This is a genomic window from Myxococcus xanthus (genome assembly GCF_013116825.1).
Classification (GTDB): domain Bacteria; phylum Myxococcota; class Myxococcia; order Myxococcales; family Myxococcaceae; genus Myxococcus; species Myxococcus xanthus_B.
The window spans coordinates 1-16033 of the sequence record NZ_JABFNS010000174.1; the positions used below are offsets into that span (position 1 = coordinate 1).

Below are 16033 nucleotides of genomic sequence, written 5' to 3' on the forward strand. Positions count from 1 at the left end.
CTCCCCACCATCTCCCCCCAGCCCCGCCTGTCCGATTTCTTCCAGGGGATGGGCCTCCTCGGCCGGGCCTTCTCCCTCATCCTGCGAGACCGTCGGCTGTTCCTGCTGTCCGCGCTCTGTGCCGCCGTCACCGCCGCCGCCCTCGTGGGGCTCGTCTGGCTGCTGTGGCGCTACGCCCCCGGTGCCCTGGAATCCGTCTGGGCCCGCCCGGAGAGCTGGTACGGCCAGGCCGCCTGGACCACGGTGCTGGTGTTGTCCGGCCTGGTGCTCTGGGTCGTGGGCGCCAACGTGCTGCCGCCCCTGCTCTTGGCCCCGCTCCAGGATCCACTGTCCGAGCTGACCGAAGAGGCCTGTGGCGGCGGCCCGGGCGCGGCCTTCACCGTGGCGGGTTTCGTCCGGGGGCTCGTCACCGGCATCGTCCATACGCTCGCGCGCCTGTTCTTCCTCCTCGCGGGCCTGGCGGTGCTCCTGCCCCTCCATTTGATACCGGGGGTGGGCAGCGTGCTGTGGACGGTCCTCGCCAGCCTGTACACCATGACGTGGATGGCGGGTGAGTACCTGGCCGCCCCCATGACGCGTCACCTGTATCCCTTCGCCGAGGTGCGCCGGATGCTGCGCGAGCGCCGGGCGCTCTGCCTGGGCCTGGGCGCGGGCATCTACGTGCTGCTCTGGATCCCCATCCTCAACGCCTTCTTCCTCCCGGTGGCCATCGTCGCCGGCACCCTGCTCTATGGCGGGCTGCGCGAGGCCCGGCTGCTGGCGCCCCCTCCTGGGGAATCCACTACCGCTGCGTTGAAATAAACGCCCGAGCCGGGTGTCCACCCCGGGGAACCGGGAACGCAATGCCCGCCAGGGACGTTCTGCTCCACCAGCAGAGAGGCGATGCCTTGAAGCACCAGGAGCCCGTGATTAGGCTTGCCCGGCCGCTTACAGTGTTCGCCTACTCGATATAAACGGTCGAAATCTCAAGGCTTCTCGCCACACCCGGGGTGCCGGACAGCGCGCCCCAGCTTGGATGAACCAAATGCCGCGTTTCCTCCGCCGAATCACAGCCGTTGCCGTGCTCCTCGGCGCCTGGGCCCTGGTGGGCAGTGACCGGGCTCCCTTGCCGCTGACCATGGGTGCAGCCGAGGCCGGGCAGGGCTCGTGGGACGGCAGCCTTCCTGCCGTCAAAGGCGAGAAGGCCCCGCACGACCTCAACAGCCTGCGCGTCCTGACGAAGGTCATCCTCTACGTGAAGGAGAACTACGTCGACCCCAAGCGGGTGAAGCCGAAGGAGATGATGATCGCCTCGCTGGAGTACGTCGAGAAGAGCGTTCCCGACGTGCTCGTGGACGGCAACGCGGAGACGGGCAAGCTCAACGTCAACGTGAACGGCAAGCAGCGCGAGTTCGACATCGCCCACGTGGACTCGCTGTGGAAGATGTCCTTCGCGCTCAAGGACGTCTTCGACTTCCTGTCGAAGAACATGCGGCCCATCGAGGACACGCGCGACGTGGAGTACGCGGCCGTCAACGGCATGCTGTCCACGTTGGATCCGCACTCGGTGCTGCTGCGCCCGGAGCTGTACCGGGAGATGAAGCTGTCCACCAAGGGTGAGTTCGGCGGCCTGGGCTTCGTCATCCAGATGCGCGAGGGCAACCTCACCGTGGTCAAGGTGATCCCGAAGACGCCCGCGCACCGCTCCGGCATCCAGAAGGACGACCGCATCAAGAAGATTGGCGAGGAGTCCACCGTCAACATGGACCTCAACGAGGCCGTGTCGAAGCTGCGCGGCCCGGTGGACAGCCGCATCACCATCACCGTGGAGCGCGACGGCTGGGAGAAGCCCCGCATCATGACGCTCTCGCGCGCCATGATTTCCATCGAGAGCGTGCAGCACAAGATGCTCTCCAACAACGTGGGCTACATCCGCCTGAAGAACTTCCAGGGGAACACCACCCGCGACCTCGAGGCGGCGCTGACGCAGCTGCGCAAGCAGGCGGACGCGAAGGGCGGCTTCAAGGGCCTGGTGCTCGACATGCGCGGCAACCCGGGCGGCCTCCTGGAGCAGGCCATCCAGGTGTCCGACACGTTCCTGTCCAGCGGCACCATCGTCGCGACGGTAGGCCTGTCCGACAAGCTGCGCGAGGAGAAGCGCGCGCGCGCCACGGACGGAGAGGACAGCTACCCCATCGCCGTGCTGGTGAACGCGGGCAGCGCCTCCGCCTCCGAAATCGTCGCCGGCGCGCTGAAGAACCTCGACCGCGCGACCATCATCGGCCGTCAGACGTTCGGCAAGGGCAGCGTGCAGGTGCTGTACGACTTCCCGGATGACAGCGCGCTGAAGCTGACCATCGCCAAGTACCTGACCCCGGGCGACGTCTCCATCCAGGAGGTCGGTATCGTCCCGGACATCCAGCTGGTCCCCACCCGCGCCACCGACGAGCGCGTGGACGTGTTCGCGCCGCGCCGCTCCATGGGCGAGGCCGACCTGGACCAGCACTTCGGCAATCCGGACTCCAGCACCGTCGCCAAGAAGCGCGAGGACGTGCTCAACCGCGAGAAGCCGCTGGAGAGCCTCAAGTACCTGAAGGTGGACGAGAAGCAGGCCCAGGCCACCGCCAAGAAGGAAGAGGGCAAGGCCCCGCCGAAGACGGCCGCCAACGCCAAGAAGCACGGGGACAAGGACCCGCTGCTGGACGTGGACGTGGCCGGCATGGGTGAGGACCTGGACGACCAGCTCGACGCCGAGGCCCAGGAGGAGATCAAGGAGGACTTCGAGGTCCAGTTCGCCCGCGACTTCGTGCTGCGCGCTCCGGCCACCACGCGCAAGGAGCAGCTCAAGCAGGGCAAGGCGTTCATCGACCAGAAGCGCGCCGAGGAGGAGTCCCGCATCAACGCCGCCATCGCCGCGCTGGGCGTGGACTGGAGCGCGGGCCCCACGCCGAAGAACGTGCAGATGGCCGTGTCGCTGACGCCGGGCCCGGACGCGAAGATTCTCGCGGGCGAGGTGATGGAGATGGCGCTGACCGCGGAGAACCGCGGCACCGAGCCGCTCAAGCGCGTGCGCGCCTGGACGGAGAGCGACAACGCCTTCCTGGACCGCCGCGAGTTCCTCTTCGGTGCGCTGGCGCCGGGTGAGAAGAAGACGTGGAAGGTGAAGGTGCGCCTGCCCAAGGACCTCACCAGCCGCCGCGACGACGTGACGGTGCGCTTCTTCGATGACCACGGCGCCCTGCCTGAGACGCGGGTGGCCGAGCTCAACTTCGTGGAGCTGCCCCGCCCCGCCTTCGCCTTCAACTGGCAGGTCATCGACGACTGCGCCACCTGCAACGGCGACGGCACCGTGCAGCGCGGGGAGACGGTCTCCGTGCTGCTCGACGTGACGAACGCGGGCACCGGCACGGCGCTCGACTCCTTCACGCAGATCAAGAATGGCGGCGACGCCAACATCTTCATCGAAAAGGGCCGCTTCAAGCTGGGCGAGCTGAAGCCCGGTGAGACGAAGACGGCGCGCTTCCAGTTGGAGGTGAAGAAGGGCTTCAAGGGCAACACCTTCCCGCTGAAGCTGGCCATCATCGACGAGCCGCTCGAGGAGTTCGTGATGGAGAAGCTGGAGCTGCCCGTCACCGACGCCGCGATCGCCACGATGGAGCCGAAGAAGGGCCTCGTCCGCGTGAGCGACAAGGTGGACCTGTATGGCGCCCCCGCGCAGGGTGCGCGCGCGGTGGCGAAGCTGAGCGGGACGACGGTGCTGCCCGCCGAGGCGGTCACCAAGGGCTACTACCGCGTGGAGCTGGAGAAGGACCGCTTCGCCTTCGTGCGCAGCCAGGACGCGAAGGAGCTGAAGACGGGCAAGGCCACCACGCCAAAGGCCACGCTGGCCACCAACCACCGCCCGCCCGACATCCGCCTGGACGTGGATCCGGCCGCTGGCGGCATGGTGGCCAACGGGGACAAGTTCACGCTCTCCGGCGTGGTGACGGACCCCCACGGGCTGCTGGACGTCTACGTGCTGGTGAACGACCAGAAGGTCTACTTCAAGGGCGTGGACCCCAAGGGCGCCGAGCCGAACACGCTGAAGTTCTCCACGGAGTTCGCGCTGAAGGAGGGCAACAACAACGTGCTGGTGGTGGCGCGCGAGGACAACGACTTCGCCAGCCGCCGCACGCTGGTCATCCGCCGCCGCCCGGCCGAGGTCGCCCAGAAGATGGCCTCGCCTGCCGGCAGCCCCGCCAACAAGCCGCAGTAGGCGCCCCGCGCCCACCTGGCGCGCCGCCTCCTTCCGGGCGGCCTTTCCAGCGGGACTCCTTGAGAGGAGACCGCGGGAGGGGCCGCCCGTTTTGTTGACGCTCCTCGCAAGCAGGCGGTACCGTCCGGCGCGGTGGGCGCCTTACCGGCCGGTCGCGCGCCCTGGAGGCGGTGACTCGAATGCGGACGTTCAGTCGGTGGGTGGCTCTCGCGGCCTGGGCGTCAGGCGCGTCCGTCGTCGCGGCGCCCAATGACCTGCAGATCGCGCGGTTCGGCAACCCCACGGGTGACAACCCCGTGGCGTCCGCCGACGCGGATTTCCAGGCCTTCGCCCGCATCATGGGCGCGGCCATCACCTCCGTGAACCTGATGCCCCCGGAGACGACGGGCCACTCGGCCTGGGCCATCAACGCGGAGCTCTCCGTGGTGTCGCTGCCCGGCAGCGTGAACATCCCCACGCAGAACGAGCAGCCCTCCACGGTGCTCATCCCCTCCTTCCACGCGCGCAAGGGCCTGCCCTTCTCGCTGGAGCTGGGTGGGCGCGTCGGCTGGGTGGAGAAGAGCAGCCAGGTGGTGGCCACCGGCGAGCTGAAGTGGGCCGCCAACGAGGGCTTCACCTACCTGCCCGACTTTGGCGTGCGCGGGCACGTGACGAAGCTGTTCGGCGCCCGGGACCTGGGCCTCACCGTCATGGGCCTGGACTTCGGCGCGGGCAAGCAGTTCCCGCTGGGCGGCATGGTGACGCTGACGCCCTACGGCGGCCTGGACCTGGGCTTCGTCGGCGCGACGTCCAGCCGCATCGACTTCAACCCGGACCGCAGCTTCGATGACACGACGGGGGACGATTCGCGCGTGGCGCTGACGGATACCGCCGCGTACCGGAAGGTGTCCTTCGGCAGCAACATCAACCAGCGCGTCTACGGCGGCGTCCGCTTCATCGGCGGCGTGCTCCAACTGGGCGCGGAGCTGTCGCTGACGCGCACGGGCAGCGTCTCCTACGAGGAGAACGGCAGCACCGTGGAGCGGGGCCTGCCGGCCGTCTTCGCCTTCAACACCACGCTCGGCCTGGACTTCTGAGCGCTACGCGGCGGGGTGCAGGGCCTGACGGACCGCCCCCGGCCGGTTGGTGATGAGGTAGCTGACCCCCATCCGCTCCAGGACATGGGCGCGCTGGGGGTCGTCCACCGTCCACGCCGCCACGCGCATCCCGGCCGCGCGCCATGCGGCCACCCGCTCCGGGGTGCAGGCCTCGTGAAAGGGGTGGACCGAGTGTGACGACACGAGGGGGCTCACCCCGTAGGCCTGCAGGGCCCAGGACTTGTCCGGGTCGATGAGCAGCCCCCGGCGCAGCTCCGGAGCCGCGGCCGCCAGGCGGAAGAGACACAGCGGGTTGAAGCTGGAGAGGACGACCCGGCCCGCCAGCCCGCGCCGGCGCACCAGCCGCGCCACCTGCTCCGCCAGGCCTCCGTCGTCGGCGCGCTCGCACTTGAGCTCGATGTTGACCAGGAACTGCGGTGGCAGGGCCTCCAGCACCTCTTCCAACAGCGGGATTCGGGCGGGGGCGAAGCCCAGCGGCGAGCCGACGTCCGCCCGCTGGAGCTTCCACCACGGGGTGAGGCGAACCTCCCACGGCAGCCGCGCGAGGCGCTCCAGGCGCTCGTCGTGGCAGACGACGACCTCCCCCGAACCACAGAGCATGGCGTCCAGCTCCACACCATCCGCGCCTTGGCGGACCGCCTCGGCGAAGGCTTCCAGGGTGTTCTCAGGGGCATCGGCGCTGGCGCCACGGTGGGCAAGCAGGAGCATGCCCTCCAGTCTGCGCGGGTGGCCGCCGCCGTGCATCAGAAGTCCAACCGGGCGTGCGGCGGTGGACGCATGGCTTGCCTCCCCCCGCCCTTTGCTGCACTGTGCTCCATCATGCTGGGCCTCGGCCTCGGAGAAATCATCGTCCTCGGCTTCATCCTGCTGGTGGTCTTCTCGGCCGCCCGCATGGGTCAGCTCGGCAATGCCGTGGGCAAGTTCGTGTACTCGTTCCGCAAGGCGTCGCGCGGCGAGGACCTGGTGGATGCGAAGCCGCTGCCTCCAGGCCGCCGCAGCACCACGGACGCCGAGTTCACGGAGCCCGAGCACCCGCGCCGCCGCTAGGCCCCTCCCCTCCCCAGGATGCGATGCCCGTCAGTCGTACCCGCGATGCCGGGGGATGGGTGATGCGGCCGCGGGCCCTGTTCCATTCCCTTCGGCGAGCAGCCGGGAGGCCTGCGCGCGCAGGGCGGGATGGAGCGCGGCGTTCGAGACGAGCTCCCTCAAGTCCGCCGTGTTGAGCAGCGGGACGATTTTCGCGCCCGTCTCCGGCGGCAGGTAGGGGTTGAAGACGAGCGCGCGCCGGATGGCGTGGCGCACGGACCAGCGCGGTGACTTCCAGATTTCGATGAGCGGCTCGGGCCGGGCCGGGCGGCGCGCGGCGATGCGGACCACCAACTCCTCGGTGAGCCGGGGGTTGATGAGCACGTTGCGCAGGACGGTGGGGTTGCTGACGGTGGCCAGGCGGGACAGGGTGTCCGGGTCCCTCGTGAGGCGGGCCTGCTGCTTCAGGTGCCCGAGCGACTGGGAGAAGGCGTTGGCGTCCGCGCGGGCGGCGGCGTCCGGGTCCATCTCCAGCTTCGCGGGGCCTTGGGCGAACAGGTCCGCCACGGTGTCGAGCGACTGGACGTGCGCGAGCCGCCGCAGCGACGCCACATGGGGGATGTGCTCGGCCTCCTGCTCCAGCGCGGCCATGAAGTCCGACAACGCGCAGGAGGCGGGCCCCCACCCCGCGCGCGAGAGGGCGATGAGGTGGCCCACCAGTTCGTTGGAGTCGAGCGGATCTCTCCAGGCGAGTTCACGCGCGGCGGCCTTGCGACGGACCTCCGGCCCACCGCTCAAGGCGTGGATGAAGCGCGCGACGGTCCGGGCATCCTCCTGCGTGGGCATGGTGGCTCACTCCGTCCGGGGGGCGGCCTCCGCCGACTTGGAGCGCTCGGGCTCCAGTGTCAGCTCCAGCCGATAGCCCCCCGGGTCCGCGGGGTGCTCGGGGAAGATGACGACGAAGGGGGCCTTGGCGCCGGGCGCCACGGAGACGGCGGCCTCGTCGACGCGCTGGCGCAGGGCCACCGCCGCGTCGAGGGAGCCCACGCCGTAGAGTTCCTCGGGCGTGGGGACCCCGCCCACGAGCGCATCGGCGGAGGCCACGCGCTGGCTGCCGTCATACAGCGCGGCGCGCACGCGGATGCGGGCGGCGGTGTCCGAGTGGTTCGCCGCGTCCCCGCGGACGTAGAAGAGCGACCTGCCCTCGCGCGTCTCGTACAGCCCGTTCGTCACATCCACGGCCACGAGCGGCTTCGGCGCGGGCACGAAGAGCGCGCGCAGGGAGTCCAGCGAGAGGGCCGACACGTCGAGGCGGCCCTCGCTCAGGTACACCCGGCCGACCGTGCCCAGCACGGCCACCAGGGCCGCGGCCAACACGAAGTTGAAGGTGAAGCCCAAGGCCTTGCGAAGCCGGCTCGACGGGCGGCTCTGCGGGATGCCCACGTCCTCGGGACGCGCCGTGGGCTTGGCCACGGTGACCACGGGCTTCGACGGCAGCCCGTCCATGTCCAGCACCTCACGCTGGACGCCGCTGGGTGCCCCAACCCGCCCCAGGGTGACGCCAAAGGACTCTGCGTCATCAGCGGTGGGGGGGACATCTCCAAGCAGGGAGGCATCCGAGGTCCCGAACAGCGCGGCGCGGCCCGTGTCCGTGGGCAGCAGGCCGGAATCCTCACCGTGCCCGCCCACGTCCGAGCCGAGGTCGAACAAGTCCCGGGGGTTCGCGGAAGGCGGTATCGCGGCCGAGGAGTCGGCGTGGAGGCCGACGGACGCGAACGGGTCGCTCCCCACGGGCCGAGGCAGCCCGCGCGCCGCCGAAGGGACCGTCGCATCGTCGATGTCGATGGACGCGAACGGGTCGTTCTCCGCCGGTGGCGGCGCCCCCGCGTCCATCGATTGCATCGCCGCCGCATCATCGATGTCGATGGACGCGAACGGATCGTCCCCACCATCAGCGGGCGGAGCAGCGGGAGACGGAGCCGCGCCCGGGCGCATCGTCCCGAGCGCCACGGCGCCCGCGGGCGCGCCCCCCGGAGGCGGCGTCACCGCGCTTCGGCGGAGCGCATTCGTGGCCGCGGCCGACGGCTCGGCAGGCGAAGGCGGCCCCAAGAGCTCCGAGAACGGGTCGGCCACCGGCGGCGCGGCGGCGCGGCGAGCACTGGCCGGGGACACGGAGGGCCCAGCAGCCTCGGGGACGGGAGGCCTGGAGCGGTCCTCCATGCCAGCGGGACCACCGGCACCTCGGGCCCCCGCCGCGCGCGCAGAGCCAGGGGGCGCAGGCGCTGCGGCCGGGGGACGCCCCGAACGCTCAGGCCCTGGAACCACGAAGGCGCCCGGCGGTGGCGCGCGGCCAACCGGCGCATCGGGCGGACGCGCGGCGGGAGGCAGCGGCAACGACGTGATTCGCGTGGGCTCCCGGAAGACACCGTCTTCCGAGCCCAGGTCCCCGTCCATGCTGTTCCAACTCGGCCCGGGAGGACCAGGGCGGGCAGGCATCGGCTTGCTCGCCTCGACGCCCAGCTCGAAGTAGCCCGGCTTGGTGACGTCCACCGAGGTGGGGTCTGGCGCGACCCCAAATTGAGCGAAAGGGTCCACCTGCCCGTCCGAGGAGGGGGCTGGCGGCTCGCCCGGGGCGCCGGCAGCGGCCTCGCGGGTGACCCGGAACGTGTTCTGGCATTTGGTGCAGCGGACCTTGACCCCCTTTTCGGTCACCTTCTCGTCGGGGATCTTGAACCGCGTCTGGCACCGCTCACACTTGACGATCATTCAGCAGGCCCGGCTGGAAGCACGAGTATAGGACGACGGGGTAGGCACGGCGAGCCGGGTTCACGTTGCTTGCTCGCCCCCACCCCCTCTGCTACGAGAAACGCCCCTGCGAGACTCAGGCGGGGCACGTGGCTTGATGTCGAGCCCAAAAGGGGCGGAGAGACACATGAGCGAGGCTGAGCAAGCAGGCGCTCCGAGCAAGGAGCCGAAGATCATCAAGCGGTACACGAACCGGAAGCTCTACGACACCGTGGAGAGCCGATACGTCACCCTTGATGAGATCGCAGCGATGATCAAGGAGGGCACCGAGGTACGGATTGTCGACAATCGTACCAAGGAGGACCTGACCTCCGTCACCCTCGCGCAGATCATCTTCGAAGAGGAGAAGAAGAAGAACCAGATGCCGCTGTCGGTGCTGCGGGAAATCATCCGCCACCCCGGCGAGTCCATCTCAGGGTTCATCCAGAAGGAGGTCTCCCCGCGAGTCGCCTCCATCCGCGAGGAGGCCGAGTCCCGCCTCGACAAGCTCCTGCGCCGGGACGAGAACGCCCCCCGGGCAGAGGGAGAGCCCGAGGCCCCCGTCGCCGCCGCCGAGGACACCACCGCCGCGGACACCGCTGCCGCCGCGGGGCTCAGCCCGGCCGACCTGCTCAAGGCCAGCCAGCGCGCCTTCGAGGAGTGGCAGCGCCGAATCGACGAGCGCGTGAAGCACGTCGTGGAGAACCTCACCGGCAACCTGCCCGCGCTCGGCCGCGACATGGCCTCGCTCACCCAGCGCATTGACGAGCTGGAGAAGAAGCTGGAGCAGGCCGAGCAGCAGAAGGGCCCGCCGAAGCAGGAGTAGCCGCCCGGCGTCAGGCCTTCTGTGAGGCCCGCCTCCGCTTGGGGGCGGGCTCTCCGTGCAACTCCGCGGCGATGGCGGCCAGCATCTGCGCGCCCCGGCTGCGCGGCGCGTACTCCCAGATGGTCTGACCGTGGCTCTGGGCCTCGTCGACCTTCACGTCGTAGCCCAGCGGCGTGGCCGCCAGCGCGTCCGGGAAGTAGGCCTTCAGGCGCTCCAGAATCGCCGTGGCCAGCGCCGTCTTCCGGTACAGCGTGGGCACCACCTTCGTGACGCGGAGGTCCGGCCGCCCCTCCGCCTCGCCCACCTGACGCACGGTGTCCGCCACCTCCGCGCAGCCATCCAGCGCCAGGTACGTCAGCGCCACCGGCACCACCACCTCGGTGGCGGCCACCAGGATGTTGCGCGTGGTGGTCCCCATGGAGGGTGGCGCGTCGAAGACGATGGCGTCATAGCCCGCCGCTTCCGCCGCGCGCAGGCGGTCCGCCAGCCGGTGGGCCCGGCGCTCATCCGCGGCCACCACGACGGGAAAGTCCGCCATCTCCTTGTAGGCGGGCAGTACGTCCAGGCCCTCGAGGGCCGAGCGCTGGACGACGTCCTCGAAGCGCACCGACGTGTCCGTCAGCAGGTGGAACACGTTGCGCGGCAAGGTGCGCACGTCCACGCCCAGGGCCTTGCCAGCGTGGCCCTGCGTGTCCAGGTCCACCAGCAGCACCCGCAGGCCACGCTCCTTGGCCAGCCAGGCGGCGGTGTTCACCGCCAGGGTCGTCTTGCAGGTCCCACCCTTCTCATTGATGAACGCGATGCGCCTCATGCCCGGGCACTCCTCATCCACCGAGAAGGTGGCGGCTTCCGACCTGCGGACTACTTCTTCGGGGACTTCGCCGCCAGCAGCGTGTCGACCTTGCCCTCGACGGACGAGAGCAGACGCTCCAAGTCGTCCACCTTCGAACGAAGCTGCTCCAGGTCCGCGGTGGACGGCAGGTTCGCGGCGGACAGGGCCGTGCGCAGCGCGCTGTCCAGGGTGCCCTTCGCCGCCAGGGAGCGCGACACCAGCGTCTGCACCGCCGCCACGAACTTCTCGTTCGAGAGCAGCTGCTGCGCCAGCTTGCCGATGCGCTCCTCGCCCGTTTCCACGAGCTTCTTCATCACCGGGTTGTTCTTGAGCATGAAAACGCGCGTCCTCGCGAGCAAAGCCCTACCGGGCCATCTGGAAGTCTTGAAGAAAACGCCGCACTCTGCGAGGGGGCAACGCGACGTGTCAAGCAGCGCAACAAGCCGAGGCCAAACGCGTTGACTCCCGTGAACACGATTCCTACGGTTCGCCGCTCTCAACCTATGGCCGGACTACTCGACAAGCGCCTGTGGATCGTCTCCGGCAAGGGCGGAGTCGGCAAAAGCACCGTCGCAGCGGCCCTGGCCCTGCGCTCGGCGCGCGCGGGCAAACGCACCCTGGTGTGCGAAGTGAACACCCAGGAGCGCGTCAGCCGCTTCCTGGAGCGCCCCGAGGCCGGGCCCGAAGTGGCCCAACTGGAGCAGAACCTCTGGGCCGTCAACGTGCGGCCCCAGGAGGCCATGCGCGAGTACGGCCTCATGGTCCTCCGCTTCGAGACCCTCTACAAGACGGTCTTCGAGAACCGGCTGGTGCGCCAGTTCCTCCGCTTCATCCCGTCCCTGCAGGAGCTGGTGCTGCTGGGGAAAATCATGTTCCACCTGCAGGAGAAGCTCCCGGACGGGCGCTGGCGGTTCGACACCGTCATCATGGACGCGCCGGCCACGGGCCACGCCATCTCCTTCCTCAGCGTGCCGCAGGTGCTGATTCAAACGGTTCCGCCGGGGCCCATGGCCCGCGAGGCCCAGAAGATGCGCGACCTCCTCGTGGACCCGGCGGTGACGGCCGCCGTGCTGGTGGCGCTCCCCGAGGAGATGCCGGTGAACGAGGCGCTGGAGCTCCACGCGGCGCTGCGGGACAAGGTGAGCCTGCGCACGCACGCGGCGGTGCTCAACCAGGCCTTTCCGGAGCGCTTCACCGAAGCGGACCTGGAGGCGCTGGGGGGCCATCCGGAGCTGCTCGCCGTGGCCCAGGCGCACCACGACCGCGCGGCACAGGCGGTGCTCGCCGGGACGAAGCTGGAGCGCAACCTGCACGCGCCCGTCTACCCCGTCCCCCGGCTCTTCACGCCCGAGTTCGGGCGCAAGGCGATTGAACAGGTCATGGAGCACCTCGAACCTCTCGTGACGGGGGCGGCGTGAGCACGACGGCCCTGTCGCCCGCGCTGGCGGGCAAGCGCGTCCTCATCTGCGTGGGCTCCGGCGGCGTGGGCAAGACGACGGCGGCGGCCGCATTGGCCCTGCGCGCGTCGGTGGATGGGCGCTCCAGCCTGGTGTGCACCATCGACCCGGCGCGGCGGCTGGCCAACTCGCTGGGCCTCACGGCGCTGGGCAACGCGGAGACGCGCGTCCCCGCCACCGCGCTGGAGCCCCTGGGCGTCCAGCCCCGCGCGTCGCTGTACGCGATGATGCTGGACATGAAGCAGACGTGGGACGAGCTCATCACCCGCGTCGCTCCGCCCGAGCAGCGCGAGCGCATCCTGTCCAACCGCTTCTACCAGTCGCTCTCCACGGCCCTGGCAGGCAGCCAGGAGTACATCTCCATGGAGAAGCTGTGGGAGCTGCGCCGCAGCAGCAACTACGAGCTCATCGTCCTGGACACGCCGCCCACCGCGCACGCGCTGGACTTCCTCGACGCGCCCAACCGCGTGCTGGACTTCCTGGACAACGACGCGGCGAAGTGGCTCCTCACCCCGGCGCTCAAGGCCGGCAAGCTGGGGATGTCCCTGTTCAACCGCGGCGGCTATGTCATGCGGGGCCTGGCCAAGTTCACCGGCACGGAGATGCTCCAGGAGCTCTCCAACTTCATGCTCGCCATCTCCTCGCTCAACGAGGGCTTTCGCGAGCGCGCCCGGGGCGTGCGCCAGTTGCTGGAGGACCCGAACACCGGCTTCGTGCTGGTGACGAGCCCCCACCCCGAGCGCATGGACGAAGCCATCCACTTCCACAAGATGCTCAAGCAGCACCGCATGGAGGTGGTGTCGCTGGTGGTCAACCGCGTGCACCCCATGCCCACGGAGGCGATGTGGGCGGACGCGGCCACGCTGACGCCCAGCCGCCGCGCCAAGGTGGAAGAGACGCTGCGCGAGCAACAAATCATGGCCGAGCAGGACCGCACCGGCATCAACCAGCTCCAGGCCGCCTGTCCGGGTGTCCCCATCGTCCAGGTGCCCCGCTTCGCGCTGGATGTGCACGATATCGCCGCCCTGTGGCGTACCGGGCGCTACCTCTTGGGCGACGAGACACTCGGCTGACCAGGGCCTGGGGCCCACACGCCTCGGGCCCACCGCCGCGTTTCCCTGTTTCACACGATGCTTGTGCGAAACCGCCGCATTTCTTCAGTCCAGCCGTCCGCGTGAAGCAGCCGGCCGGGGAAGCGCGCACGGGTCGGGCGCATTAAACTGGCGGGCCCGATGACGGTGGTGGGAACCCCGCGGTGGCCGGTGCTGTCCGGGAGGGGGAGCCGGTCCAGGAGGATGATGTGGTGAACGGGAGAGCGCTGAAGCAGAAGCCAGTCAGCCGGTGGTGGTGGATGGCCGCGCTGGGCGTCGTCGTATCCGGGTGCCGGACGACGGGCTCCGCCGCGCGGGAGGCGCCGCAGGCGAATGCGCCCAAGCAGGAGCTCCACTTCGACGCGGTGACGGTGACAGCGGACCTGGAGCTGGACAAGCTCAACGACGAGGAGCTCTTCGCGGGCGGCACGTCGGCCTTCGCCGCGAACGATTTCCAACAGGCGGCGCGCTACTTCGGCCGGCTCGTGGACTTCTTCCCCAACAGCCGCCACCGCCGCGCGGCGCTCTACAACGCGGGCCTTGCCCACCAGCGCCTCAAGGAGTGGGAGGAAGCCGGCCACCGATTCTCCGAGCTGTCGGACCCGGCCAGGGGCCAGGGGGACGCGTTGGACGCGGCCTTCCGCGTGGCGGAGGTGGACTACCACCTGGAGCGCTACGAACAGGCCTCGAAGCTGCTGGGCATCATCGCCGCGCGCGAGGACCTCCCCCTCAATCGCCGCCTCGAAGCGCAGGTGCAGCAGGGCATCTGTCAGTTGGAGAGCGGCTCGCCGGAAACCGCCGAAGTCACCCTGCGCAAGGCGCTCTCCACCTATGACGCCCTGGAGGACAAGGGCGAGGTGGACGACTACTTCCCCGCCCAGGCCCACTTCTTCATCGGCGAGCTGTACCGGCTCCACTACGAGGGTGTGAAGCTGGACCCGGCGAAGGGCGCGGACAAGCTCGCCCAGGACCTCAACTACAAAGCCGAGCTGCTCCTGTCCGCGCAGGGCCATTACCTGCGCTCCATCCGCGTGGGCAACGGCTACTGGGCCACCGCCGCGGGGACGCAGATTGGTTCACTTTACGAGAACCTCTACGAGCACATGGTGAACTCGCCCGCCCCCGCTGAGCTGGATGCCGGCGAGGCCGAAATCTACCGGCAGGAGCTGCGGAAGAAGATTCGGGTGCTGCTCACCAAGTCCATCAACATCTACGAGCGCACGTTGGAGACGGCCGAGCGCATCGGCTCGCAGAGCACCTTCGTGGACCGCACGCGTGAGAGCCTGGCCAAGGTGAAGGCCCTGCTGCTGGCGGACGCGGAGGGCGAGCCCGCGTCGGCGGCGCCCTCCTCCGGGGGCGAGCCCCACACCTGAGCGCAGCAGCAACGCCCCTGGCTGGGCAGGCCGGCGCGCGCGGCGTAGCCTGGGGGCTTCCATGGAGCCTCTCTTCACGCCCGAGCAACTGGCGGAGATTCACGCCTTCCACCGGCCCTACTACATCCGGGCCGCGGTGGGCCCCTTCGCCAACCTGGCCCTGATGCTGCTCATGTTGGGCGTACTCGTCCAACCGCTCCACCGCCTGGCCGTGGCAGCCGCCACGGGCCTGGAGCGTCGGCTCGGCTTCCTCCGGACGGCGCCAGTCAGCCGCGCCTTCTTCCGCGCCATGGACCGACTGTGGGGTGAGCCCGGCTGGGGCGCGGCGGTGCTCTTCGCCCTCTTCACGGACCTGATCGTGTCGCTCGTCTACCTGCCGGTGGACGTCTGGTTCAGCTACACGCTGGAGCACCGGCACGGCATGTCCACGCAGACGCCCGCCACCTTCGCCTATGACATGGTCAAGGCCCAGTTGGTGGCGGCCTTCGCCCTCTCCGCGCTCGTCATCGGCATGTTCGGACTGGCGCGCAAGCTGCGCCAATGGTGGCTGGTGCTGGGCGTACCCGTGGCGCTGCTGCTCCTCGTCTCCGGGGCGCTGGACCCGTATCGCAGCAGGCTCTTCTACAACCAGAAACCGCTGCCCGAGGGGCCTCTGCGAGCGCGCATCGTGGACCTGATGGCGCAGGCGGACATCACCTTCGCCGACGTCCTCGTGGAGGAGACCTCCGTCGCCTCGCGCCGGCTGCAAGCCTACTTCGCCGGGCAGGGCCCCACGCGCACCATCGTCCTCAACGACATCATCCTCAAGGAACTCTCGGAGGACGAAGTGCTGGCCGCGGTGGCGCACGAAGCGGGCCATGTGAACGAGTCGAAGTGGCCCGCCCGCATCGCCTCATCGCTGATGCTGGTGGCCCTGCTCTTCGCGCTCGACCGCCTCTTGCGCCTGTCCGCGTCGCGGGGCTGGTTCGGCGCCACCCGCTTCGCGGACATCCGCAACCTGCCCCTCATCTCCCTGCTCTTCTTCCTCCTCGTGCTGACGGCCAAGCCCATCTCGGGCGCATTCTCCCGGGAGCGTGAGCGCGAAGCGGACCGCTACGCCCTGCGGCTCACAGGTGACGTGGACGCCTTCCGGCGCATGCTGGTGAAGGCCGCGCGCGTCAACAAGATGGACCCCGAGCCCCCCCGCTGGGTCGTCCTCAAGGGCATGAGCCATCCGCCCATCGGCGAACGGATTGCGTCGCTTCCCACGCCCTGAAACAGCGGTCGACAGGTGGGCTCCCCCCTCCCCTTCCGGCCACGCCTCTTCGCCGAGC

At 69.7% G+C, this 16033-nt stretch carries 14 protein-coding genes; 9 read left to right on the plus strand and 5 right to left on the minus strand.

The annotated features are described in order from the left end of the window. The 3 genes from HNV26_RS33580 to HNV26_RS33590 form a co-directional block, all read left to right on the plus strand. Positions 1-801 (plus strand): EI24 domain-containing protein (locus tag HNV26_RS33580; protein WP_171452955.1); only part of this gene is annotated, 801 nt, incomplete at its 5' end. A 214-nt stretch (positions 802-1015) separates the two neighbouring features. Further along, positions 1016-4234: an MXAN_5808 family serine peptidase gene (locus tag HNV26_RS33585; RefSeq protein ID WP_171444990.1), complete on the plus strand. Its 3219-nt coding sequence runs from the start codon at positions 1016-1018 to the stop codon at positions 4232-4234. Between the two features lie 179 nt (positions 4235-4413). Further along, entirely contained in the window at positions 4414-5310 is an 897-nt protein-coding gene (locus HNV26_RS33590) for a hypothetical protein (RefSeq protein ID WP_171444989.1), read from the plus strand. A gap of 3 nt (positions 5311-5313) precedes the next feature. Here the strand turns inward: HNV26_RS33590 and HNV26_RS33595 are convergent, their stop codons facing one another. Then, complete coding sequence (locus HNV26_RS33595; protein ID WP_171444988.1) at positions 5314-6039, minus strand: glycerophosphodiester phosphodiesterase; 726 nt, start codon at positions 6037-6039, stop codon at positions 5314-5316. 111 nt (positions 6040-6150) lie between these two features. On the opposite strand from HNV26_RS33595, the gene HNV26_RS33600 reads away from it, so the two are divergent. Continuing rightward, positions 6151-6378, plus strand: coding sequence for a twin-arginine translocase TatA/TatE family subunit (locus HNV26_RS33600; RefSeq protein WP_253817301.1), 228 nt, complete (start codon positions 6151-6153; stop codon positions 6376-6378). Between the two features lie 30 nt (positions 6379-6408). Here HNV26_RS33600 and HNV26_RS33605 read toward each other — a convergent pair whose 3' ends face one another. Together HNV26_RS33605 and HNV26_RS33610 are read right to left on the minus strand one after the other, a co-directional pair. Further along, positions 6409-7203 (minus strand): hypothetical protein, encoded by a 795-nt coding sequence (locus HNV26_RS33605; RefSeq protein ID WP_171444986.1) that lies wholly within the window; start codon positions 7201-7203, stop codon positions 6409-6411. A 6-nt stretch (positions 7204-7209) separates the two neighbouring features. Further along, the gene (locus tag HNV26_RS33610; protein WP_171444985.1) at positions 7210-9123 is read right to left on the minus strand and encodes a zinc-ribbon domain-containing protein; all 1914 of its coding nucleotides are present in this window, start codon (positions 9121-9123) and stop codon (positions 7210-7212) included. Between the two features lie 166 nt (positions 9124-9289). Between HNV26_RS33610 and HNV26_RS33615 the strand changes: the two genes are divergently transcribed. Next, positions 9290-9967: a polyhydroxyalkanoate synthesis regulator DNA-binding domain-containing protein gene (locus HNV26_RS33615; RefSeq protein ID WP_171444984.1), complete on the plus strand. Its 678-nt coding sequence runs from the start codon at positions 9290-9292 to the stop codon at positions 9965-9967. A 10-nt stretch (positions 9968-9977) separates the two neighbouring features. On the opposite strand, the gene HNV26_RS33620 is transcribed toward HNV26_RS33615, so the two are convergent. Both HNV26_RS33620 and HNV26_RS33625 read right to left on the minus strand, forming a co-directional pair. Continuing rightward, entirely contained in the window at positions 9978-10778 is an 801-nt protein-coding gene (locus HNV26_RS33620) for a ParA family protein (protein WP_043611587.1), read from the minus strand. 50 nt (positions 10779-10828) lie between these two features. Then, complete coding sequence (locus HNV26_RS33625) at positions 10829-11134, minus strand: hypothetical protein (RefSeq protein WP_020478456.1); 306 nt, start codon at positions 11132-11134, stop codon at positions 10829-10831. Positions 11135-11302: 168 nt separating this feature from the next. Between HNV26_RS33625 and HNV26_RS33630 the strand changes: the two genes are divergently transcribed. From HNV26_RS33630 to HNV26_RS33645, 4 genes are all read left to right on the plus strand, one after another. After that, a complete protein-coding gene (locus HNV26_RS33630) occupies positions 11303-12217 on the plus strand; it encodes an ArsA family ATPase (RefSeq protein WP_090490363.1) in 915 nt (304 codons plus the stop codon). Then, a complete protein-coding gene (locus HNV26_RS33635; protein ID WP_171444983.1) occupies positions 12214-13329 on the plus strand; it encodes an ArsA family ATPase in 1116 nt (371 codons plus the stop codon). The genes HNV26_RS33630 and HNV26_RS33635 overlap by 4 nt, the downstream gene beginning before the upstream one ends. Before the next feature lie 278 nt (positions 13330-13607). After that, positions 13608-14720, plus strand: coding sequence for a tetratricopeptide repeat protein (locus HNV26_RS33640; RefSeq protein ID WP_171444991.1), 1113 nt, complete (start codon positions 13608-13610; stop codon positions 14718-14720). A gap of 61 nt (positions 14721-14781) precedes the next feature. Next, positions 14782-15975, plus strand: a complete 1194-nt coding sequence (locus HNV26_RS33645; protein WP_171444982.1) for a M48 family metalloprotease — start codon at positions 14782-14784, stop codon at positions 15973-15975. Positions 15976-16033: the final 58 nt, after the last annotated feature.